Origin of the sequence: Ulvibacter antarcticus (assembly GCF_003688405.1) — a bacterium.
Taxonomy (GTDB): Bacteria; Bacteroidota; Bacteroidia; order Flavobacteriales; family Flavobacteriaceae; genus Ulvibacter; species Ulvibacter antarcticus.
This window is the reverse complement of sequence record NZ_REFC01000012.1, coordinates 473,661-495,521: the sequence shown is the minus strand read 5'-3', so window position 1 is coordinate 495,521 and position 21,861 is coordinate 473,661. Positions and strand designations below refer to the sequence as shown.

Here is a 21,861-nt window from a genome sequence, read left to right as displayed (position 1 = left end):
AGGTATAATATACACTTAAACTAATTTATTTGCATTTAATCGATGAAATGCACAAAAAAAGTCATCCAGTTATCCTGAATGACTTAGTCTAATCTAGTTGTACGCCCTGTATTATCGAGGCTTTTTAACCAAAAATGAAATGTTAAATATTTCCCACCATATTTTCAGGTTTTACCCAGGCATCGAATTCTTCTTCAGTTAAATAACCAAGTTTTACGGCTTCTTCCTTTAAAGTAGTTCCGTTTTCATGCGCTGTATTCGCAATTTCGGCTGCCTTATAATAACCAATTTTCGGATTTAAGGCGGTAACCAACATTAGTGAGTTGTTAAGTTGTTTCTTAATCACCTCATAATTAGGTGTTATACCTTGGGCGCAATGTTCGTCGAATGAGTTACACGCATCTCCAATCAATTGAGCAGACTGTAAGAAATTAGCTGCCATTACAGGTTTGAACACATTTAATTCATAGTGTCCTTGCATCCCGCCAACCGTAATCGCCACATCGTTTCCAATTACTTGAGCACAAACCATAGTAAGGGCTTCACATTGCGTTGGATTTACCTTTCCAGGCATAATTGACGATCCGGGCTCATTTGCAGGAATGGATATTTCACCGATTCCGCTTCTTGGTCCGCTGGCGAGCATTCTAATATCATTCGCAATTTTATTAAGGGCAACTGCTAATTGTTTTAAAGCACCATGAGATTCCACGATTGCATCGTGCGCTGCCAGCGCTTCAAATTTATTTTCAGCAGTTATAAATGGGAATCCGGTGAATTTCGCAATATTCGCAGCAACGTTTACGTCATAGCCTTTCGGAGTATTAATTCCGGTTCCTACTGCGGTTCCTCCTAATGCTAGTTGTGATAAATGAGGTAACGTATTTTCTAAAGCCTTCAATCCAAATTTTAATTGAGCTGCATATCCACTAAATTCCTGACCAAGAGTTAGGGGAGTTGCGTCCATAAGATGTGTGCGCCCTATTTTTACCACATTGTTATATTCTTTAGCTTTAGCATCCAAAGTTTTATGAAGTTGTTTTACACCCGGTATTGTAACTTCAAGCAGTTTTTTGTAAGCCGCGATGTGCATTCCCGTTGGGAAAGTATCATTAGACGACTGTGATTTGTTTACATCATCATTAGGTTGTAAGGTTTTTTCACCTTCTCCTATTTTCTTTCCTGCGATTTGATGGGCTCTGTTTGCGATTACTTCGTTTACATTCATATTGCTCTGAGTACCACTTCCAGTTTGCCAAATTACTAATGGAAACTGGTCATCGTGCTTTCCGGCTAGAATTTCGTCACAGACTTTTCCTATAAGGTCTCTTTTTTCTTCAGACAGCACTCCTAATTCACAATTGGTAAATGCAGCTGCTTTTTTTAAATAGGCAAAACCATAAACAATTTCTAAAGGCATCGATCCGGAAGGACCAATTTTAAAATTATTCCGTGAACGTTCTGTTTGCGCTCCCCATAGCTTGTTGGAAGGCACTTTCACCTCGCCCATGGTATCTTTTTCTATTCTGAATTCCATTGTTTTCGTTGTTTTATACTATGTATACAAAGGTAACTAAATCAGGAGTTAAACCCAATCTTTTAATAAAGTCTCGACTCCTTCCGAAGCCATTAAAATCCATTTGAATTTAAGATGAACAATCAACAGTTGTTGTTAACAATGTCAATTCTTTTTATGGAATAAATATTATAATTCATTTCCTTTTTATAAAAAAAACCTATTATCTTTGAAGCATCATTAAAACCCAGTTTAGTTATGTTCGATTTTGATCAGTATTTAGGATTTTTAGCATTCTTAACCATCTTAACCATCGGTTTTTGGTTAATGATCTTCTTAGTATCTATAATCCCTTACTGGATAGGTGGTGCATTATATGAAAACTGGAAAATGAAGAGAGACGGGATAAAAGCAGAAAAATTACCTTAAGTAGAAAGGTTTATAAATATAAAAGAGCGTTGCTAATGGCAACGCTCTTTTTTTATGTTGTTTTCTGAAATATTTATCCTTCGAAACCTTCACCTTCATCTCCACCATTGCCTCCTTGTCCTCTTTCTCGCTTTTTCTTTTCATTAAATCTATAGGTAAACGATAAGTTAAACTGTCGTTCTCTCCATTGAAATTCACTTGCGCTTGTAAATGTTTCGGTTGTGGTAACAGAACTTCGCTTTCTGGAATTTAAAAGATCGCTTACATTAAATGCAAAGGTTGCATTATCATTCATAATGTCCTTGCTAAGGGCAAGGTTCATAATAAAAATCCCTTCACTTACTGTCTGTGAATTATTGTTAGGACCACGGTAAAATGCACTTGTTTGCCAATCAATTTTAGCTGGTAAACTTACTTTCGAGCTAAATCTGGCGAACCAGCTGGTGTTTTCGGCACCATAATCGATGTCGTTAAATGAGCCTTCAGTAACAAACTTAAAAAAGTTAAAACTACTGTTTAGTCGCAACCATTTTAAAGGGTTGTAGAGCACGCCTGCTTCAAAGCCATAACGTTTGTTAGTCGATAAGTTGATAGGAATCGTACGAATTATAGGAGTCCCATTGGAAGTGATTTGCCCAGTGTCTTCCTGAATACGCTCAAAAGCATCTGTTTCATTTTGAAAATATATTGAAGTCGTTAATGTAAATTTTCTCCCCCATCGTTTTAAATAACCAAGATCGAAAGCACTGGCGTAAGCTGGATTTAAATCAGGATTTCCCTGAAATATATTCGCCTCACTTGAACGAGATGGGAACGGATTGATAAACCAATTTCTTGGTCGATTGATTCTCCGGTTGTACCCCAGCGTGATATTCTCGTCTTCGGCCAATTCATAAATTAAATTAACAGTAGGGAACAGACCAGTGTAGTTCTTATCGAAATTTAATGGAACTGCATTTGGATCTGTAGTTTCTATCTCGGCATTAACCTTTCCTTTTAACTGAGTGTTTTCCATACGCAATCCTAAAAGGAAGGAGAAGTCACCAAATTTATTTCCGTATTGGGTGTAGAGTGCATTCACATTCTCATTATATGTAAATACATTAGAGATGTCATCATTTCGTATAAATACCCCTGTTGTACCAGCTTCTTCTAACAAGGTATAATCTGTAACAGTCTGGTCAAAGGTTCCGCGATAACCTGCTTCAAATTGAGCATTTTCACCAATTGGCAGCACATAATCGGCTGCGGCTAAATATTCGTTTTGATCTTCTATACTTGTTATATCTTCAGAAGGAGAAGCTACTATACTTGGAAAAGTAGTTTGTTCGGTAATAAAAGATTTCTCAGTCTCTGAGTCATTCTCGTACTGAAAGTCAACGGTAAGTTCATGACCATCGTCATTAAACTTATTGACATAGTTTAAACTAAATTGATAGCTAAATTCATCTTCGTCTTCATTTTCGATTCTTACTCTGGTAAATGCAAGATTGTCTAGCGTCTCATAATCATTTGTTAGATTGGTAGTAGTGGTAGTGTCATCCCCTGTTCGGGCAAATACAGAAGCGGTAAGAGAAGATTTATCGGTTATAAAGTATTCAATTCCAAGATTGGTATTGAAACCCGTTCTCAACCTGTCGTAATTTCGTTTTTCGGTACTTCTATCGAAGGCAGGATCTACAGTTATTGGATTACCAGTGGCTGTATCGATTATGGTTCTCGAAAAATAACGGTTATCAAAAAAAGCATTTCCGGGAGAATTACTATAACGCACTCCCGTAGTATTAAAGATATTGAATTTGTCTGTCCGTAAGTTAATATTTGCCGTGATTCCGCTACTTAAAGGAACTCCGTAATTCGCAGTGAAGGAACCATTAAGTCCAAGTGTTTTTTCCTTCTTTAAAATAATATTAATTATTCCTGCAGTTCCTTCAGCGTCATATCTTGCCGAAGGTGACGTAATAACTTCGACCCGTTCTATAGCTTCGGCGGGAAGTTGTCTTAGAGCATCTGTTGAACCAAATCCGGCGATAGCAGACGGCTTACCATTAATAAGGATACGAACGTTTTCATTCCCTCTAAGGCTAATAGCACCTTCAACATCCACTGTTACCGATGGCACGTTATTCAGGGCATCACTTACTGTAGCACCGCTTGCAGTTAAATCTTTCCCGATATTGTATATTTTTTTATCCAAACGAACTTGCACCTCGGTGGTTTCGGCCCTTACCACTACCTCGTCCAGGCTTGAAGCATCGAGGGACAATAAAACTCTTGGTAAAGTAATGTCTTTAACTAATCGTTGATTTGTGAGTCTTTTTGTTTGATAAGAAATAAACTCAAATTGTACGGTGTAAACCCCGGGAGCTACATCAATTTTATAGGTTCCGTTGATGTCGGTTATTCCTCCTGTCACTATTTTATTGGATGCATCTATAAAAGCAACGGTTGCATATTCTAAGGGTATGTTAGATCCTTCTTCGATGATGGTACCCGAAACCGAAATCATTTCAGTATTAGGTCTTTGTGCGTAACTTGTGAATGTAATACAAACAAAAAGTAGTGAAAGGTATATTCTCATCTTTATTTTAGCCGATTTGACTGCGAAAATAGCCGTACGTTTAGTCGAGAATAGCCAAAGTTTTGTTAAAAAGTCGGGGGTCGAATTATAAAATTTCCAGCACTTTAACTGGGGGTCTTCCTATCACCGCTTTTTTTCCATTAATAACGATAGGTCGTTCCATTAACTTCGGGTATTTAAGCATCGCTTTAATCACATCCTCATCGCTCATATTTTTACCTTTGAAATTCTCTTTCCAAATTGCTTCATTTTTACGAACAAGAATAATAGGAGCAATGCCTAAGAGTGTGATTATTTCTCTAAGTTTTTCTTCTGAAATAGGGTCTTGTAGATAGTTTATAACTTCCATCTCTATTTTTTTATCTTCGAGTAATCCAAAACATTCTCTCGATTTGCTGCAACGGTTATTGTGGTAAATAGTGATCATTATATTGGTGTTGTTTTTAGTTTAAAAAGCCAAATCTTCCAGCTCTTTATTATAATCGTATTGAAGGTCTTCGTGTAAGGCAGTGATTTTTTTACTAATAAAATCCAATTGACGATTATATAAATTAAGAAGCGTCACATTTCGTTTTATAGATGGGTTCAAATCCTTTAATTTGTTACAAAAATAGAGCAATAATTCTACCTCGGTCTCTTTTAAAGGACTATACCGAATATACTTCTTTACGTTTCGCAATATTTTACGGACGCTTTTCTTAATATAAAAGTAGGAATTCGTGTTAATAGTCTCGAATTGTTCGTCCATTTCAGATTTTATGGATCGAATGAAAGCTTCTTCATCATCGCTTTCAAATAACAGATAAGTTAGTAGTTCCTTGTTTTCCTTTTTGAAACGGGCTAAACGCAGACAGAGTTCCATAAGTTGTTCGGTAGAACGGAATTTGAGTTCTTTTTTTATTTCTGAAACAGTGGCAGCTTTCATTTCTTTTTTCTTCTGAAAGCAAAAGTATTTAAATACTTTCAGAATAGATTTATAAAAGTGTTCAAACGAAAGCAAATGCTTCAGAAGAAACCCAATCACATTTAGAATGTTTCTGAAGGGTTTTTTGCTCTTATATGTTATGCTAACATCTTTTAAAACGCGAACATTTCCGAAGAAAATAAATAAAACATAGAGATAAGGCAATCAATTATCCTGAATGTTAGCGTTTTGAAATAAATATGAAAAGCATTCCACAATCTTAAAATTTTAACTTCTTTATACAACTTGGATTTAGTAGTTTTATTAGCTCATTAACCAGTAGAACCTCATATGTTTTTGAATAAGAAAATCACACTCTATTTTACGTGTCTATTTTTCACCATAGCAACCCTAGCACAAACTTCCAAAAATCATGATGTATATGAAGCTTACGATGCGATTGTAAGCCAAGAAAACACTGGGCTATACAATGGTACAGAGTTTAAGGATATTTATAATAATACGGATAAAACACATAGGTATTACAATCTATTTGATTTTAGTAGAGGCACAGTGGTATATGATGGGCAATTGTATTCGAATGTGTTATTAAAGTACGATTTGTTCGAAGATCAGCTTATCACAAAGTCTGATGATAATATGAGTGTTTTTAGCGTTCAGTTAATATCTGGAAAAGTGTCGAATTTCACGCTGTATACTCACGATTTTGTTCGTTTGTCGAATATAGATCTCAATGGAAATAAAAATGGATTCTATGAGGTAGGGTTTAAAAGTGAGAAGGTAGAACTTTATATAAAAAATGTAAAAACCAAAAAAGAAAAGGCAGTGAGTAGCGGGGTACAGTATCGCTTTAAGTCAGATAATTTTTATATGGTTTATTACAACGGACATTATAAAGTAGTGAATGCGTATCGGGATTTTAAAGATTTAATGCCCGATCAATACCAACAAGTTAAAGACTTCTATAAAAGTTATAGAGCCTTGTATAAATCGAACCGAAATAGTTTTATGATCAAGCTGGTTACCTATTTGGATGGCAGTTTGTTATAGTAAAAACAGTAAAATTTGTGAGGAGCCTACAATGAAAAAGAAATATATAGCATTCCTTATTGCATTAATGTCAATTATACAGTTATATGGACAATCAGCAACGAAGATAAGCGTCGATTTTAAAGATACGCCACTGGAAACCGCCATTTTAGAGGTAGAACGTAAAAGTGGACTCCAATTTTTCTTTGAAACTTCCTGGCTTCAGAATCAGAAGGTAACCAAGAGCTTCGATCAGGCTGAAGTAGTTACAGTACTAAGAGGAATTTTTGAAAACACCTCTCTAAATTTTTACAGTAATGACAAGGCTGTGTTTTTGTTGAACAATAGTATTGTCAATGATAAATTGCCTCTTGGTTACTTTGAAGATGAAAATAAGGAAGAATACAGCCAAAATACAGCTCCAATTTTTCAGGAAGAGTTTGCCTCACAAACGTCATCCCGCACAAATCGGTTGATAACTATTGGGAAGCAGAACTCAGCTACATCTAAAAAATATTACGAAATTTCAGGAAGGGTAATCAATGAAAAAACCGACGAAGGCGTAGCTAGCTTGTCTATTTCTACTTTAGATCGTACACATTATGCAGTGACTGATGACAATGGAAATTATACCCTTACATTGCCTTACGGACTCAATAAGCTGGAAACAAACTTATTGGGCTTTGAGCAGATATTTCAAGATGTGATTGTATATGGAAACGGCAGATTGAATCTAAGCTTAACAGAAAATGCACAGGCACTTGATGAAGTGGTCGTAGCTTCTAAAAGAGATGCAAATGTACGAGATGCCGTAGTTGGTGCTACCTTGATAAACATAGAAGCTATAAAAACAATTCCGTTAATCTTAGGAGAACGTGATATTTTAAAAGTGGCTACTACCTTACCCGGAATTAAAACAACAGGAGAAGGCTCAAGCGGATTTAACGTAAGAGGTGGTAGGGCAGACCAAAACCTTATTTTATTGGACGATGCAGTAATCTATAATCCATCGCACTTTTTGGGTTTCTTTTCTGCCGTGAATCCTTTCACGACAGGAAGTCTGGAAGTGTATAAAGCGAGTATTCCAGCTTCCTACGGCGGACGACTGTCTTCGGTGTTTGATATAGAAACTAAATCTGGAAATACCGAAAAAGTATCTGGTGAAGGTTCAATCGGGCCAATTACGGCAAATATGGCGATTGAAGTACCTATTGTAAAAGAAAAGGCTTCGGTAATTGCGGGGGTTCGTGCTACATATTCAGATTATATTCTTAAAAATCTTGATGAAGAGCAGCTTAAGAACAGTGAAGCTTCCTTTTATGATGCGATTGTAAAATACAAGCACGCCATCAATGAAAATAATACATTTCAGGGAACTTTTTATTACAGTAAGGATCGATTTAGTATTACCTCCGATTCTGTTTTTTCCTATAATAATCGATTGCTTTCTTTAAAATACAACCATAGATTTAGTGAAAAAAGCCGTGGTGAATTACTTTTTGTAAACAGTGAGTATAAATATGATATCGGTTTTGAAGCCGATGCAAACAATAATTTTGACTTTGGTTACAAACTAAATGAAAGTCAGATAAAACTAAATCTAAATTACAACCTAAGCGACGCACATAAATTAAGCTACGGTTTAAGTAGTAAGATATATTCGATAGATCCGGGTGAAATTGTGCCAATAGGAGCTAACTCTGATGTGAACGCAAAAACAATCGATAGGGAAAAAGGATTGGAATCTGCGATTTATGTTTCAGATTTATATGAAATAAACGATAAGTTATTGGTGGATATCGGCTTGCGATATTCGATATATGCAGCATTGGGTGAGGCAACGCAAAATGTGTATGCCGATGGGGAGCCAAGATCAGAGAATTCGGTTACTGAGGTTAAGAGTTATGGTAAGAACGAGGTGATAAAGACCTACGGTGGTCCGGAGTATCGAATTTCCGGTAGGTATTTACTCGGGAATGATTTTTCATTTAAAGCTGCCTATAATCGAACGATACAGTATCTACATTTACTGTCGACTAATACTACCATGTCGCCAACAGACATTTGGAAGCTTTCAGATTTAAATGTAGAACCACAACGAGCAGATCAATATTCTATAGGGTTCTTTAAAAACATTGTGGACGAAGACCTGGAATTTAGTTTGGAAGGCTATTACAAAAAGATGAACGACCTTTTAGATTATAAGATTGGTGCGCAGTTAATTTTAAATGACGATTTAGAAACTGAGTTGCTTCAAGGAGAAGGAAAAGCTTATGGGGTAGAATTTTTAATCAAGAAAAATAAGGGGCGTTTAAACGGTTATTTTGGGTATAGCTATTCGCGAGCCCTTATAAAACTCGATAGTGAGATACGACAAGAGCAGGTGAATAACGGAGAATTCTTTGCAGCGAATTATGACAAACCCCATGATTTCACAATGGTGGCTAATTATAAACTTACAAAGCGTTTTAGTTTTTCTGGAAATTTCACCTATCAAACTGGTCGACCCGTAACCTATCCTATTGGAAGCTTTGTTTTCGCAGGAGAAGAGCAGGTGTTATACAGTGATAGAAATCAGTTTAGAATCCCGGATTACTACCGTTTGGATCTAGGATTCAATATTGAAGGAAATCATAAAAAGAATAAACTAGCACACAGTTTTATTAATATATCGGTGTACAATGTGCTAGGGAGAAATAATCCGTATTCGGTGTTCTTTGTAAATGAAGATGGGCAGATAAAAGCGTATAAAACTTCGATCTTTTCAGTCCCGGTTCCAACGATCACCTATAATTTTAAGTTTTAAGAAGCTATGAAAAAGACACAAATATTACAAGTGATTTTGAGTTTCTTCCTTCTTTTGCAGATTGGATGTACAGAACCTTTTGAGATAGAAACGATTGATTTTGAAAACGTTCTGGTAGTAGAAGCTACTATTACAAATGAAAGTAGGCACCAGCAAGTAAAAGTTTCCAGAACTTCTACTTTGGAGAACCCGGGAGGTCAGGTTGAAAATAATGCTGAGGTTTGGATTGAAGCTAATAACGGAGATATGTATCAATTTTCGCAGGATCCTGAAACGGGAGATTATATTTCAAATACCGTTTTCGCCGTTGAAGCAAATGTTGAATATACTTTAAAGATTAATAGTTCAGATGGTTTAAATTATACTTCGGAAGCAGTTATATTGCCAGAAACAGTTGCGATAGAAAATGTATACCCGGAGGTAATTACAAAGGATGGGGTCGAAGGAGTACAAGTATTTGTAGATGCATTTGATGCCACAGGAAACGCAAAATATTTTAGGTATGAATATATTGAGACTTATAAGATAGTTGCTCCTAATCCAACATCTTTCATCGCTGAAATTATTAATTACAATTCGCAGAGTGAAACTTTTGACGTACAACTAACACCGCGTGAACCGGAGATCGTATGCTATTCGACAGAGTTTTCGACAGGAATACGGCAGACTGCCACGAATGAACTTGATGAAAATCGAGTTGAACGATTTCCGGTGAGATTTTTAGATAAAAATAATGCTGTATTACGAGAACGGTACAGCATACTCGTTAAGCAATTCGTGCAGAGTGTTGAAGCTTATACTTTTTACAAAATTATAAATGAACTTGGAAATGTAGAAAGTCTATTGTCACAAGGGCAGCCCGGTTATGTGAGTGGAAATATTACTTCTGTTGGCAATCCTAACGAGAAAGTTCTCGGTTTTTTTGAGGCAGCTTCAGTAAGTATGCAGCGTATTTATTTTAATCATGAGGATTTGGGATTACCCGTACCCCCATATTTTATTGATTGTAATGTTATTGAAATCGATTATAACGATAATACGACACTTGACAATGATCCAAACGAACGTGAAATTTTGAAGACCCATATCCAGTATTTTGATTATCAAGTGATTTTCGCCTTTCATCCCAATTATTTAATTGTTCAACCGGAGTGCAGTCTATGCACCTATTTTTCATCAAATGTAAGACCCGATTTTTGGGAAGATTAATTATGAAGAAAGCATCTGTTATATTAGTACTGTTTTTTCTCAATTTGGGACTTTATGCTCAGCTACCAGCTTCAGAAGTTGTGTCTGGAAGTCAGGTTTTTCCGAAGGAGAATATTAAATTAAGTTCAAATGCGAATATATTACTAGCGGGAGAAACCTTGCTATACAAAGGATATTGTCGTACAAATGCAAATTCGGCAAGCACATTGAGTAAGATACTTTATGTGTCACTTCGAAATGCAAAGGATTCCATAGTTTTTCAACACAAACTTAAATTAGAAAATGGTGCTGCCAATGGCTACTTTTTTATTCCAGCAAGTTTAAAAACCGGAGTGTATGAACTTATAGGATACACCAATTTTTCAAGAAACAACAAACAAGATGTTTTTGACCATTCCACAATTCATATAATTAATCCTTTCCTAACACCAGCAAATATCACTCAATCTGGTAATGAACTTCATAAGATTCTAATAGATACTACTCCTCAAGGGCTTTCAGAAGTATTAAATAATGATGTTAACGGGCTTTTTCAAAAGATAAAATCTAATTACCCTAAGCGCTCGAAAGTAGAATTATCAACATTGAACTCAGCTAATTCTATTGTAAATGGAGATTATCTATTGTCGGTCCGAAAGCTACCACCATTGACTATCCAATCGACTGAAGGATTATCGAATACTACAGATACTTCGTCCAATACCTTTTTTATTCCTGAACTTAGAGGAGAACTTATATCGGGTGTAGTGACTGATATAAACAATGGGCAAGCTGTTGCCGATAAGATGGTTTCGCTCACCATTCCAGGACAGAATTATGTTTCTAAATTGGCAAAGACGAATAAAAATGGACGCTTCTTTTTTTCTGTGGATGAATATTATTTGACTTCCAAGGCTACTTTTCAAATTAAGGAAAACGATAGAAAACAATATAAAATAAGTTTAGATGATAAAACTTTCGCTTCAGAAGAATTACGCACGAATCGCGAACTTTTATTGGATAAATCGATGAAACAATGGATTGAAGATCGCAGCATCGCACTTCAGATTCAAAATGCATATTACAACGCCAATAATGATAGTTTGGAGGTGCAAGTGCCTAATCCGAGATTTTTTGGGAAGCTTGGCACCACCTATTTACTGGATGATTATACACGATTCCCAACTGTAAAAGAAACCTTTATTGAAGTAATAAAACTTGCTGCAGTGCGGGGTAGTGGCAAAGAGAGTAAATTTATTGTATTCGATGAATATAACTATAGCGAGAAAGGGCTTTTTAGCGAGTTACCTGCGCTATTGCTTATGGATGGGATGCTAATCCAAAACAATGATGAACTACTTGCCTATGATGCCAGGAATATTCATAGCATTCGTGTAATTGCTGAAGCCTATCGTTTTGGACCACAGATTTATAGTGGAATCATCGCAATCAATACTAAAAAAGGCGATTTTGTATCGTCAATGGGAGGCGACTTTATGGCTTCAATCCCATTGGATCAGCCTTTGCCGAGGAAACATTTTTATACGCCTAATTATGAAAAGGAATCTCTCGATCGAATTCCCGATAACAGGGTTCAATTGATTTGGCAGCCAAATGTGAGAATTACGGGAGATGAGTCTTTGAGTTTTTATACATCTGATGAAACCGGAGCTTATGAAATTGTTCTTGAAGGTTATAGCAGTGAAGGGAAATTTACCCGTAATGTTGCTTATTTTAAAGTAGAATAGGCTTTAGTTTTTTACTTCGGAAGTGCGCTCCCACCAATGTGATTGCGGTGTTTCATTGCCAAGAACGATGGCTTCACCAATAATTGGAGTCGTAATAGATACGTTCATTTCGGAAGCTGTTTTGGTTACACGCTCTGCCGGATCGGTCCAGGAGTGTAATCCCAATTTGAATGCTCCCCAATGAATGGGTAAAAGAAGTTTTCCCTTTACATCAATAGTGGCTTGTACCGTTTCTTCGGGCATCATGTGTATTAAAGGCCATTGTTTGTCGTATTGCCCGCATTCCATTATGGCTAAGTCGAACGGACCAAATTTCTCGCCTATTTCCTTAAAGTGAGTATCGTAACCCGAATCTCCGCTAAAGTAAATTGAATTTGTTTTTCCTTTAATTATCCATGAACTCCATTGGGTCCTAGAGCGATCACCGATTCCTCTTCCTGAAAAATGACGGGAGGGAGCAGCGGTTAATTCAATTCCGGCAAGGTTTGTTGATTCCCACCAGTCCATTTCAGTAATGTTCTCTTCGGAAACACCCCAGGAAATTAGATGTGCTCCAATACCAAGAGGTACGTAGAAATGTTTCACCTTCTCTTTTAGTTTTTTAATACTTCCGAAGTCTAAGTGATCATAATGATCATGGGAGATAATTACCGCATCCAAAATTGGAATATCTTCAATAGCCAAAGGTAGCGTATCATTAAATCGCTTACTGCCCAGCAAAGGGTGTGGAGCAGGGACTTCTCCTAACATTGGATCGAGGAATATTTTCATTCCGTCCATTTCCAGCAGGAGTGCTGAATGACCAAACCAAGTAATTTTTGTTACTGAATCTGCAGTTTTTGAAATCGTTTCAGGAGTGATTTTCTTCACTGGAATGGACCAATCAGGGACTTTATTACCTTTGGTGAAATATTCGCCCAATGTTTTAATATAATTGATATCTCCGTCTACATTCGTTTCAGATAAATTATGAAATTTTCCATCTTTATAGTGTTCTGATTTTTCTATTCTTTTTAGCCGATCACCTTCACTTTTCGCGCCAAATTCAGAAGAGGTATTGATAAATATGATAGCGATAAGAACGATCATACCAATTAATGAAGCGATGATGCCTATTATCATTTTGAGAGTTTTAAAAAATTTCTTCATTCGTTTTAGTAAAAAAACCACAGTCGCGAAGATAACCCAATTAATCTAAGCTTTCCTAAGAGTTGACGAGCGTACAAAGCTCAGTTTTAGTTAGAATTTTCCTTGCTTTATTGGGGGTAATAATCCTTCAGACGGATAATGTGCATAGTTAATATGTTAAAATATTAAAATTATCATTGTTTATTGGTAAATAGTTTGTATATTTATCAAACTATCATGTCGGGGAGCTTAAGTTAAACAGCTGAGAAATAAACCCGTCGAACTTTGTCGGATAATACCAACTAAAGGAATATGATTTGCAAAGAGAACCAGACTTAAAAATCTTGTTCTCTTTGTTTTTTTAGATACTTTGATAACTCGAATTATTGCCTCGAACGTTCTTTTAATATATCTTCAATGTCTTCCAGTTTAAAACCTTTGGCTTTTAGTAAAATTAAATAATGGTATAATAAATCTGCGGCTTCATTCTTAAACAAATCATCGTTATCATCCATTGCTTCAATCACCAATTCAACTGCTTCTTCACCAACTTTTTGTGCGACCTTATTAATACCACTCTTGAATAGCTTGTTGGTATAGGATTTCTCATCGTCTTTATCAATGCGATCGTGAATAGTTTGTTCAAGAGAATAAATAAAGCCCTGAGATGTTTCTTCTTTAAAGCAAGTCGTGCTACCCGTATGGCAAGTTGGACCTTGTGGCTTAGCCTTTATCAAAATAGTATCCCTATCGCAATCAATTTTTATATCTTTTACGACAAGAAAATTTCCAGAAGTCTCACCTTTTGTCCAAAGTCTGTTTTTGCTCCTGCTAAAGAAAGTAACTTTTTTATTTTCAATAGTGCTCTCGTATGCGGCTTCATTCATATATCCTAACATCAGGACTTGTAATGTTAGATAGTCTTGTACTATGACTGGTATAAGCCCATTTCCTTTTTTAAAATCTAAATTCATAATTCTTAATTAATTTGCCTCACGGCGATATCTTCTTTTGATAAATATTTTTTTAATTCCGGTATAGGGATTTCACCATAATGAAAAATGCTTGCCGCAAGTCCGCCGGTTGCTTTTGTTTTTTCAAATACTTCTTTAAAATGTTCCATGGTTCCCGCACCTCCCGAAGCTATCACAGGAATTTGTACAGCATTACTTACTTCTGCTGTAATATCAATTGCAAAGCCGGTTTTTGTACCGTCATTGTTCATTGAGGTGAGTAAAATTTCACCTCCTCCTAATTGCTCAATCTGCTTTGCCCAATTTACTGTCGAAAGTGGGGTAGGAGTTCGTCCGCCATGAACATAAACTTTCCATTCATTCTCTTTAAATTTTGTGTCGATCGCAACCACCACACATTGACTCCCAAATTCATTTGCAATAGCCGATATAAGTTGCGGATTCTTCACAGCAGCCGAATTAATACTCACCTTATCTGCACCAGCTTTTATTAATCTGGAAACATCTTCCACAGTGCTAATTCCGCCACCAACAGTAAAAGGAATGTTGATTTCTGAAGCTATATCACGAACTAATTCCAGTAATGTGTTTCTATTTTCAATGGTCGCAGTGATGTCGAGAAAGATCAATTCATCGGCGCCTTCAAGAACATACTTTTTGGCGAGTTCAATAGGATCTCCTGCGTCGCGAATACCCTCAAAATTCACACCTTTTACGGTTCTCCCATTTTGAATGTCCAGACAAGGAATAATTCTCTTTTTTAGCATAATTTCTGAAGCTCTTTTAATGTTATTTTTCCTTCATAAATCGCTTTTCCTATAATAGCGCCACTACAGCCAATTTCTTTTAGTTGAAATAAATCTTCCATTGAAGAAACACCACCACTAGCGATTAATTGTACATCAACCGATTTTATTATATCGCGATAAAGCTCAATTGAAGGTCCTTCGAGCATCCCATCTTTAGAAATATCGGTACAAATCACAGTTTTTATACCATTGGACTGATGCTTTGTTATAAAAGAAACTACTTCAACTTCTAAACTTTGTAACCAACCATTAACAGCAATCATTCGATCTTTACAGTCTGCACCGAGAATTATTTTCTCAACTCCATAAGTATGCAGCCATCCTGCAAATTTCTCTGGGTCTGAAGCCGCAATACTCCCGCCTGTGATTTGTTGCGCGCCACATTCGAATGCGATTCTTAGATCGTCATCCGATTTCAAACCGCCTCCAAAATCGATTTTTAAGTTCGTCTTCTTTGAAATGCTTTCCAATACCTTATAATTCACAATATGTTTGGATTTTGCACCATCCAAATCAACCAAATGCAAATATTGTATGCCATTGGCCTCAAATTCTTTTGCCACTTCTAACGGATGTTCATTGTAGATTTTTTTAGTGCTGTAGTCTCCCTTAGATAGACGAACGCATTTCCCATCGATAATATCAATTGCCGGTATGATTTTCATAATTCTAAAAAGTTTTTTAAGATTTGTTCCCCTACACCAGCCGATTTTTCAGGATGGAATTGAGTTGCATAATAATTGTCTTTTTGTATTGCACTTGCAAATGGAAGTATATAATCGCAGCTGGCAATTGTTTCTTCATTTATTTCTGCATAATAGCTGTGAACATAGTAAACATCTTCCGTTTTTTTTATGCTTCGGAAGAGATCGCCTTTCAATACATTAAAGTTATTCCAACCCATATGTGGAACAATCCCGAAGCTTGGAAATCGCTTTACTTTAGTCTTAAAAATACCCAGACAATCAGTGTCATTTTCTTCCGAAGATTTGCACATTAGTTGAAGCCCTAAACAAATACCTAACATAGGTTTAGTAATAGATAAGATTGTTTTATCGAGACCTTTTTCTCTAAGATACTTCATGGCCGAACTTGCCTCACCTACACCCGGAAAAATCACTTTATCCGCTTTCAAAATGGTTTCCGGCTCATCGGTGATTACACTTAAATAACCTAAGCGGGAAAGGGCGTTTTGCACGGACTGTGTATTCCCGGCGTTGTATTTAATTATGGCTATCATAAGCTTCCTTTCGTACTTGGGATTGAATAATCATCGGTTTTTGAAACTGCCATTTTTATCGCTTTCGCAAAGGCCTTAAAAATTGCTTCTATCTTGTGGTGTTCATTATCACCTTCAGCCTTAATATTTAAATTGCATTTGGCAGTATCACTAAATGATTTAAAAAAATGCATAAATAGTTCGGTCGGCATTTCTCCAATCATTTCACGCTTAAAATCGGCATCCCAAACCAACCAAGGCCTGCCTCCAAAATCAATAGCCAACTGCGCAAGGCAATCATCCATTGGGAGCAGGAATCCATATCGTTCAATGCCTTTTTTTGATCCTAGCGCTTTTAGAAATGCTTCTCCCAGAGCAAGTGCTGTATCTTCGATAGTGTGATGTTCATCTATTTCCAGATCGCCGTTTACAATAACACTAAGATCGATATTCCCGTGTTTGGAAATCTGTTCTAACATATGATCAAAGAACCCTAAACCTGTAGAAATGTCACTTTTCCCAACACCATCCAAGTCCACTGTTACCGAAATATTTGTTTCGTTTGTCGCACGTTTTACCGTTGCTCTTCTTGGTTCCGATTTTAAAAAACGATAAATTTCATTCCAGGAAGTAGTTGTAAGAGCAGCAGAATCTGAACTTTCTTCTCCTATAAATATTCCTTTAGATTTTAAATTTTTTGCCAGTTCCATATCCGATTCTCGATCCCCAATTACGAATGAGTTTTTCAGATCGTAATTTCCATGAATGTATTTATTTAGAAGACCGGTTCGAGGTTTGCGGGTAGGCGCATTGTCCTCTGGAAAACTTTTATCAATGAGAATTTCAGAAAAGACGATTCCTTCGTTTTTAAAGGCTGTTATTATCTTCTCCTGAGCCGGCCAAAATGTATCTTCAGGAAAGGAATCGGTACCTAAACCGTCTTGATTCGTCACCATCACAAGTTCGAAATCCAGTTCATTTACAATTTTAGCTAACCATTGAAAAACTCCCGGATAAAATTCCAGTTTTTCTAAGCTGTCCAGTTGGTAATCGACGGGTGGCTCAATCACTAGAGTACCATCACGATCTATAAATAATACTTTTTTCATAAGTTGATATTTTTTAATGCTTGCAATAATTTTTTATTTTCTGAAGGTGTTCCCACCGAAATTCTAATGCAATTATTGACAAGATTGTTTCGGTTTCGTGTAATTATTTTCTGGCTAACTAAATCCTTGTAAATCACATCTGCATTTATGGTTTCTACGAGTAAAAAGTTGGCATTTGATGGATAAACCTTTAAAACAATTTTCAGCTCTTCTAATGCTGTTGCGAGTTTCTTTCTTTCACTTAGAATGATATTCAGATTTTCTTCATAAGCTTCAGAATTGTCGAGAGCTTCAATTGCAGCCTTTTGGTTTAATTCGCTCACATTATAAGGAGGTTTTACCTTATTGAACAATTGAACGATCTCTTCCGAAGCATAACCAATTCCAACCCTCGCAGCTGCCAATCCGTAGGCTTTACTAAAGGTCTGACAAACGATTAAATTTGGATAATTCGCCAATAGGTTCAGACAAGTATCATCTTTGCAGAAATCGATATAGGCCTCGTCAACGATTACAATTCCGTTGAAATTAGCGAGTATATTTTCGATTGTTGAACGCTTCAATAAATTCCCACTTGGGTTGTTGGGCGAACAGATAAAAATAATTTTAAGACTTAAATCTTTCAGAAAAGGCTTTAATAATTTCTCATCGATCTGAAAATAGGAGGTAAGCGGTATTTTTAATAATTCTATATCATTTATTGCAGCCGAAACATCATACATACCATAAGTTGGCGAAAATGTAAGGGCTTTATCATTTCCCGGGGTACAGAAAATACGAAATGCAAGATCAATCACTTCATCACTTCCGTTGCCAATAAAAATTTTCTCTGCAGAAATACCTTTCAATTTAGAAAGTTTCTTTTTCAGCGTGGTTTGATACGGATCGGGATATCGATTCAATTCACCAAACGGATTTTCATTGGCGTCCAGAAATATTCCTTTCCCGTTAAACTCATCCCTAGCACTAGAATAGGGTGTTAACTTGGCAATATTTTCTCGAATAACTGATTTCAGTTTAAACATCGTTTATGGATTTAAGTCGAATACTTACGGCATTTTTATGAGCAATGAGTTGTTCGGCTTCTGCCATAAGCTCGATCGCGGGACCTATATTTTTTAATCCTTCTTTTGAAAGCTCTTGAAAACTTATTTTCTTCTGAAAGCTCTCTAATGAAACACCGCTATAATTTCGTGCATAGCCGTTGGTTGGCAGCGTATGATTAGTGCCACTGGCATAATCGCCGGCACTTTCACAGCTGTAATTGCCAAGAAAAACAGAGCCTGCATTGATAACCTTTTCTGACAAGCCAGAAGCACTTTCCGAAGCGAGTATTAAATGTTCGGGAGCATAAAGATTGCTAAACTCCATACAGGCTTCCATGCTTTCTAATAAAATAGCTTTACTATTCTCGAGTGCTTTTTCGGCGGTATTTTTTCTTGGAAGCTGGTTTAATTGTTTCTGTACTTCGGAAAGTGTTTCGTCAATAATACGTTGATCGTTTGAAAGAAGAATCACCTGACTATCCGCTCCATGTTCTGCCTGCGACAATAAATCTGAAGCAATAAAAGAAGGGATTCCGGTCTTATCTGCAATCACAAGTACTTCGCTTGGCCCTGCCGGCATATCGATTGCTGTGCCACTCTGTTGGATGAGTTCTTTAGCCTTGGTGACATATTGGTTCCCCGGTCCGAAGATCTTATATACTTGCGGAATGGTTTCAGTACCATAAGCCATAGCCGCTATTGCTTGCGCACCACCGACCTTAAAAATTTTTGAAATCCCAATTAAACTAGCGGTATAGCGTATCGCAGGATGTATATTACCTTTTACATTTGGTGGCGTACAAAGCACTATTTCTTTGCAACCTGCTAATATTGCTGGTATTCCCAGCATGAGTATCGTTGAAAAGAGTGGGGCAGAACCACCGGGTATGTAGAGTCCGACCTTTTCGATGGCGACGGCTTTTCTCCAACAAAATACACCGGAAGTTGTTTCTATTTTTTCTTCGGAATTTTGTTGAGAGGCATGAAATTTTTCTATGTTATTTTTAGCAAGTTTTATTGCACTTTTTAGCGCTTCGGAAACTTCCGATTCAGCGATTTCCATTTCTTTTTCAGAAACCAGTAGATCATTAATACTAACCTTGTCAAATTGTTCCGAATACTTCTGAAGTGCAGCGTTTCCGTAGGATTTCACTTCGTTTAAAATATCGTAAACAAGTGATGAAAGTTGGTTTTTTTCAAATCCCGGTCTTCTTGTAAGTTCTTTCCATTGCTTTTTGGGCGGCTTGTTATACATTTCCATTAGATGACCATTTTATCGATTGGGACAATTAAAATACCTTCGGCACCAGCTAGTTTTAGCTCATCAATTACATTCCAGAATGTACCTTCATCAATTACTGAATGAAGCGAACTCCAGCCTTTTTCTGCTAAGGGTAGGACGGTGGGGCTCTTTAAAACTGGTAGAATTGCACTAACCTGTTCAATTTTATCGTTAGGCACATTCATCAATATATATTTGGTGTTTTTGGCTCGAAGGACAGCCTGAATTCTAAAAACAAGACGATTGAGAATCTCTTGTTGCGCAGGTTTTATCTGCAATGATTTTACCAAGACAGCTTCCGATTGTAAAATAACCTGAGTTTCTCTCAATCCGTTTTTAAACAACGTGCTACCAGTACTTACGATATCGCAAATACCATCGGCGAGACCTATGTTTGGAGCTATTTCTACAGAGCCTGAGATGACGTGTATTTCAGATTCAATTCCTTCTTTTTTCAGAAAAGCTTCCAATGTTTTGGGATAGGAGGTTGCAATTCTCTTCCCTTGAAAATAGGAAAGTTTATTATCATCAATTTCTTTCGGAATAGCCAGGGAGACTCGGCATTTGGAGAATCCCAATCGCTCAATAATTTTTACTTTGTTTCCTTTTTCAACTAATAGGTTTTCACCAACTATAGCTACATCTACCACCCCGTCTTCCAGATATTGTGGAATGTCCGAATTCCGAAGATAAAGGACTTCTAAAGGAAAGTTTCCAATAGTAACCTTTAGTTGGTCGCGACCATTTTCAACATTAATGCCGCAGGATTTTAATAGTTGTAATGATTCGGACTGTAAACGACCGCTCTTTTGAATTGCAATTTTTAGTGTACTCATGTTTTAGAGAATAATTCTGAGTAAACCGGAAGTAATTATAACAAAAAACCCGCCTGATTCACTCAGACGGGTTTTGAAATATTTTTAGATTACATAGTTCATTTCCTGTTCGCCTGAGAGCAAATATGAAAATGATGATGATGTAATTGTGTAAAATTCATGTGTTGTTTTGTTGGGACAAACTTAGAATGTTTTTTTAAGAATTACTACAAATTAACAGATTTTTATTTTTCCATTGTTTTTGGATTGCCCGAAAGCAATTTTTTTGTAACTCTGTAATCTGCCGCATAAAGCATTTCTTTTTCTCTTTTTTTAAGATGAATAAAAGCATTGCTATACCATTTAGGATGTGTTGCTTTTTTATTGTAATCCTCGTGATTAACGGTGTCAAATGGTTTTTTCTTTCGAAATGCGTAAATATTATAGATTCCTATTCCATAATACGCTGCTCTTTCTAGTACTTTTTTAAAATCTTCTTCAGAAAAGTATTGTTTAGATTTATCTCTTATTCCTTTATGTTGATTCTCTAGGTCTAAAAAAATATTCGACTCTAAAAATGCGGCTTTATTTTCTTCTTCAGACGGATCTGTAATTGTTGACTCATTTGTCATAATTTCCTATATTTTTTGATTTTTCAATTTGCAATTTAACCGTGGATGCGTTCAGAGGTGCCATAATTTTTTATGATCTCTCCTTCAAACTCAATTAGATCTTTCCAGCGTTTTTCTACATCGATTCCTTCTCCATACTTTCGGGCAAAGCCTAAGAAAGTTGTATAATGACCAGCTTCACTAATCATAAGTTCCTTATAAAATTTTGATAATTCAGGATCCTTTATTCTTTCAGAAAGCAGTTTAAATCGTTCACAACTCCTGGCTTCAATCATAGCTGAAAACAACAAACGATCAACCATCGATTGCTGGCGATTCCCTCCATTTCTGGTAAACTGAAACAGTTGATTGACATAATGATCTTTTCTTTCACGACCTAGCTTGTATCCTCGTTGTTTAATTATTTCGTGTACCATTTCAAAATGCTCTAATTCTTCTTGAGCAAGTTTCAATAGATCCGTAACAAGGTCTGTATGTTCCGAGTTTAAGGTGATTATTGTGATCGCGTTCGTGGCAGCTTTCTGTTCACACCATGCATGATCTGTAAGTATCTCTTCAATGTTCGACTCTACAATGTTTACCCAGCGCGGATCTGTTGCCAGTTTTAAGTTAAGCATATCAATTT

Annotated in this window: 20 protein-coding genes; 5 read left to right on the top strand and 15 right to left on the bottom strand. The window is 36.5% G+C overall.

Annotated elements, in window-relative coordinates:
- Positions 1 to 142: 142 nt before the first annotated feature.
- Positions 143 to 1,537, bottom strand: coding sequence for a class II fumarate hydratase (gene fumC / locus BXY75_RS07015; protein ID WP_121907002.1), 1,395 nt, complete (start codon positions 1,535 to 1,537; stop codon positions 143 to 145).
- 237 nt (positions 1,538 to 1,774) lie between these two features.
- Here fumC and BXY75_RS17140 point away from each other — a divergent pair, with 237 nt between their 5' ends.
- Positions 1,775 to 1,945, top strand: a complete 171-nt coding sequence (locus BXY75_RS17140) for a hypothetical protein (RefSeq protein WP_170152861.1) — start codon at positions 1,775 to 1,777, stop codon at positions 1,943 to 1,945.
- A 73-nt stretch (positions 1,946 to 2,018) separates the two neighbouring features.
- Here the strand turns inward: BXY75_RS17140 and BXY75_RS07010 are convergent, their stop codons facing one another.
- The 3 genes from BXY75_RS07010 to BXY75_RS07000 all read right to left on the bottom strand — a co-directional run bounded on the left by BXY75_RS07010 (position 2,019) and on the right by BXY75_RS07000 (position 5,451).
- A complete protein-coding gene (locus tag BXY75_RS07010; RefSeq protein WP_121907001.1) occupies positions 2,019 to 4,526 on the bottom strand; it encodes an outer membrane beta-barrel family protein in 2,508 nt (835 codons plus the stop codon).
- Positions 4,527 to 4,611: 85 nt separating this feature from the next.
- On the bottom strand, positions 4,612 to 4,953 hold the full coding sequence (arsC, locus tag BXY75_RS07005) for an arsenate reductase (glutaredoxin) (protein WP_121907000.1): 342 nt from the start codon (positions 4,951 to 4,953) through the stop codon (positions 4,612 to 4,614).
- A gap of 21 nt (positions 4,954 to 4,974) precedes the next feature.
- Positions 4,975 to 5,451: a hypothetical protein gene (locus BXY75_RS07000; RefSeq protein WP_121907379.1), complete on the bottom strand. Its 477-nt coding sequence runs from the start codon at positions 5,449 to 5,451 to the stop codon at positions 4,975 to 4,977.
- Between the two features lie 336 nt (positions 5,452 to 5,787).
- On the opposite strand from BXY75_RS07000, the gene BXY75_RS06995 reads away from it, so the two are divergent.
- From BXY75_RS06995 to BXY75_RS06980, 4 genes are read left to right on the top strand one after another with little or no spacing between them, the layout of a single operon-like run.
- Positions 5,788 to 6,501: a hypothetical protein gene (locus tag BXY75_RS06995; protein WP_147437247.1), complete on the top strand. Its 714-nt coding sequence runs from the start codon at positions 5,788 to 5,790 to the stop codon at positions 6,499 to 6,501.
- 31 nt (positions 6,502 to 6,532) lie between these two features.
- Positions 6,533 to 9,286, top strand: coding sequence for a TonB-dependent receptor (locus BXY75_RS06990; RefSeq protein ID WP_121907378.1), 2,754 nt, complete (start codon positions 6,533 to 6,535; stop codon positions 9,284 to 9,286).
- Between the two features lie 6 nt (positions 9,287 to 9,292).
- A complete protein-coding gene (locus tag BXY75_RS06985; protein ID WP_121906998.1) occupies positions 9,293 to 10,495 on the top strand; it encodes a DUF4249 domain-containing protein in 1,203 nt (400 codons plus the stop codon).
- 2 nt (positions 10,496 to 10,497) lie between these two features.
- Positions 10,498 to 12,222, top strand: coding sequence for a hypothetical protein (locus BXY75_RS06980; protein WP_121906997.1), 1,725 nt, complete (start codon positions 10,498 to 10,500; stop codon positions 12,220 to 12,222).
- Positions 12,223 to 12,225: 3 nt separating this feature from the next.
- On the opposite strand, the gene BXY75_RS06975 is transcribed toward BXY75_RS06980, so the two are convergent.
- The 11 genes from BXY75_RS06975 to miaE all read right to left on the bottom strand — a co-directional run bounded on the left by BXY75_RS06975 (position 12,226) and on the right by miaE (position 21,853).
- On the bottom strand, positions 12,226 to 13,344 hold the full coding sequence (locus BXY75_RS06975) for an MBL fold metallo-hydrolase (protein ID WP_121907377.1): 1,119 nt from the start codon (positions 13,342 to 13,344) through the stop codon (positions 12,226 to 12,228).
- A 389-nt stretch (positions 13,345 to 13,733) separates the two neighbouring features.
- Positions 13,734 to 14,324 carry a bifunctional phosphoribosyl-AMP cyclohydrolase/phosphoribosyl-ATP diphosphatase HisIE gene (gene hisIE, locus BXY75_RS06970; RefSeq protein ID WP_121906996.1) on the bottom strand — a complete coding sequence of 197 codons (591 nt, stop codon included), beginning with the start codon at positions 14,322 to 14,324 and terminating at the stop codon, positions 13,734 to 13,736.
- A 5-nt stretch (positions 14,325 to 14,329) separates the two neighbouring features.
- On the bottom strand, positions 14,330 to 15,091 hold the full coding sequence (hisF, locus tag BXY75_RS06965) for an imidazole glycerol phosphate synthase subunit HisF (protein ID WP_121906995.1): 762 nt from the start codon (positions 15,089 to 15,091) through the stop codon (positions 14,330 to 14,332).
- Positions 15,085 to 15,798, bottom strand: coding sequence for a 1-(5-phosphoribosyl)-5-[(5-phosphoribosylamino)methylideneamino]imidazole-4-carboxamide isomerase (gene hisA, locus BXY75_RS06960; RefSeq protein ID WP_121906994.1), 714 nt, complete (start codon positions 15,796 to 15,798; stop codon positions 15,085 to 15,087). The genes hisF and hisA overlap by 7 nt, the downstream gene beginning before the upstream one ends.
- Positions 15,795 to 16,373, bottom strand: a complete 579-nt coding sequence (hisH, locus tag BXY75_RS06955) for an imidazole glycerol phosphate synthase subunit HisH (RefSeq protein WP_121906993.1) — start codon at positions 16,371 to 16,373, stop codon at positions 15,795 to 15,797. Before hisH ends, hisA begins: the two co-directional genes overlap by 4 nt.
- The gene (gene hisB / locus BXY75_RS06950; RefSeq protein ID WP_121906992.1) at positions 16,370 to 17,461 is read right to left on the bottom strand and encodes a bifunctional histidinol-phosphatase/imidazoleglycerol-phosphate dehydratase HisB; all 1,092 of its coding nucleotides are present in this window, start codon (positions 17,459 to 17,461) and stop codon (positions 16,370 to 16,372) included. The genes hisH and hisB overlap by 4 nt, the downstream gene beginning before the upstream one ends.
- Positions 17,458 to 18,486 carry a histidinol-phosphate transaminase gene (gene hisC, locus BXY75_RS06945; protein WP_121906991.1) on the bottom strand — a complete coding sequence of 343 codons (1,029 nt, stop codon included), beginning with the start codon at positions 18,484 to 18,486 and terminating at the stop codon, positions 17,458 to 17,460. Before hisC ends, hisB begins: the two co-directional genes overlap by 4 nt.
- Complete coding sequence (hisD, locus tag BXY75_RS06940) at positions 18,479 to 19,768, bottom strand: histidinol dehydrogenase (RefSeq protein WP_121906990.1); 1,290 nt, start codon at positions 19,766 to 19,768, stop codon at positions 18,479 to 18,481. The genes hisC and hisD overlap by 8 nt, the downstream gene beginning before the upstream one ends.
- Entirely contained in the window at positions 19,768 to 20,625 is an 858-nt protein-coding gene (hisG, locus tag BXY75_RS06935; RefSeq protein WP_121906989.1) for an ATP phosphoribosyltransferase, read from the bottom strand. Before hisG ends, hisD begins: the two co-directional genes overlap by 1 nt.
- A gap of 224 nt (positions 20,626 to 20,849) precedes the next feature.
- Positions 20,850 to 21,236, bottom strand: a complete 387-nt coding sequence (locus tag BXY75_RS06930) for a hypothetical protein (protein ID WP_121906988.1) — start codon at positions 21,234 to 21,236, stop codon at positions 20,850 to 20,852.
- 35 nt (positions 21,237 to 21,271) lie between these two features.
- Positions 21,272 to 21,853 (bottom strand): tRNA-(ms[2]io[6]A)-hydroxylase, encoded by a 582-nt coding sequence (gene miaE, locus BXY75_RS06925; RefSeq protein ID WP_121907376.1) that lies wholly within the window; start codon positions 21,851 to 21,853, stop codon positions 21,272 to 21,274.
- Between the last annotated feature and the right edge of the window lie 8 nt (positions 21,854 to 21,861).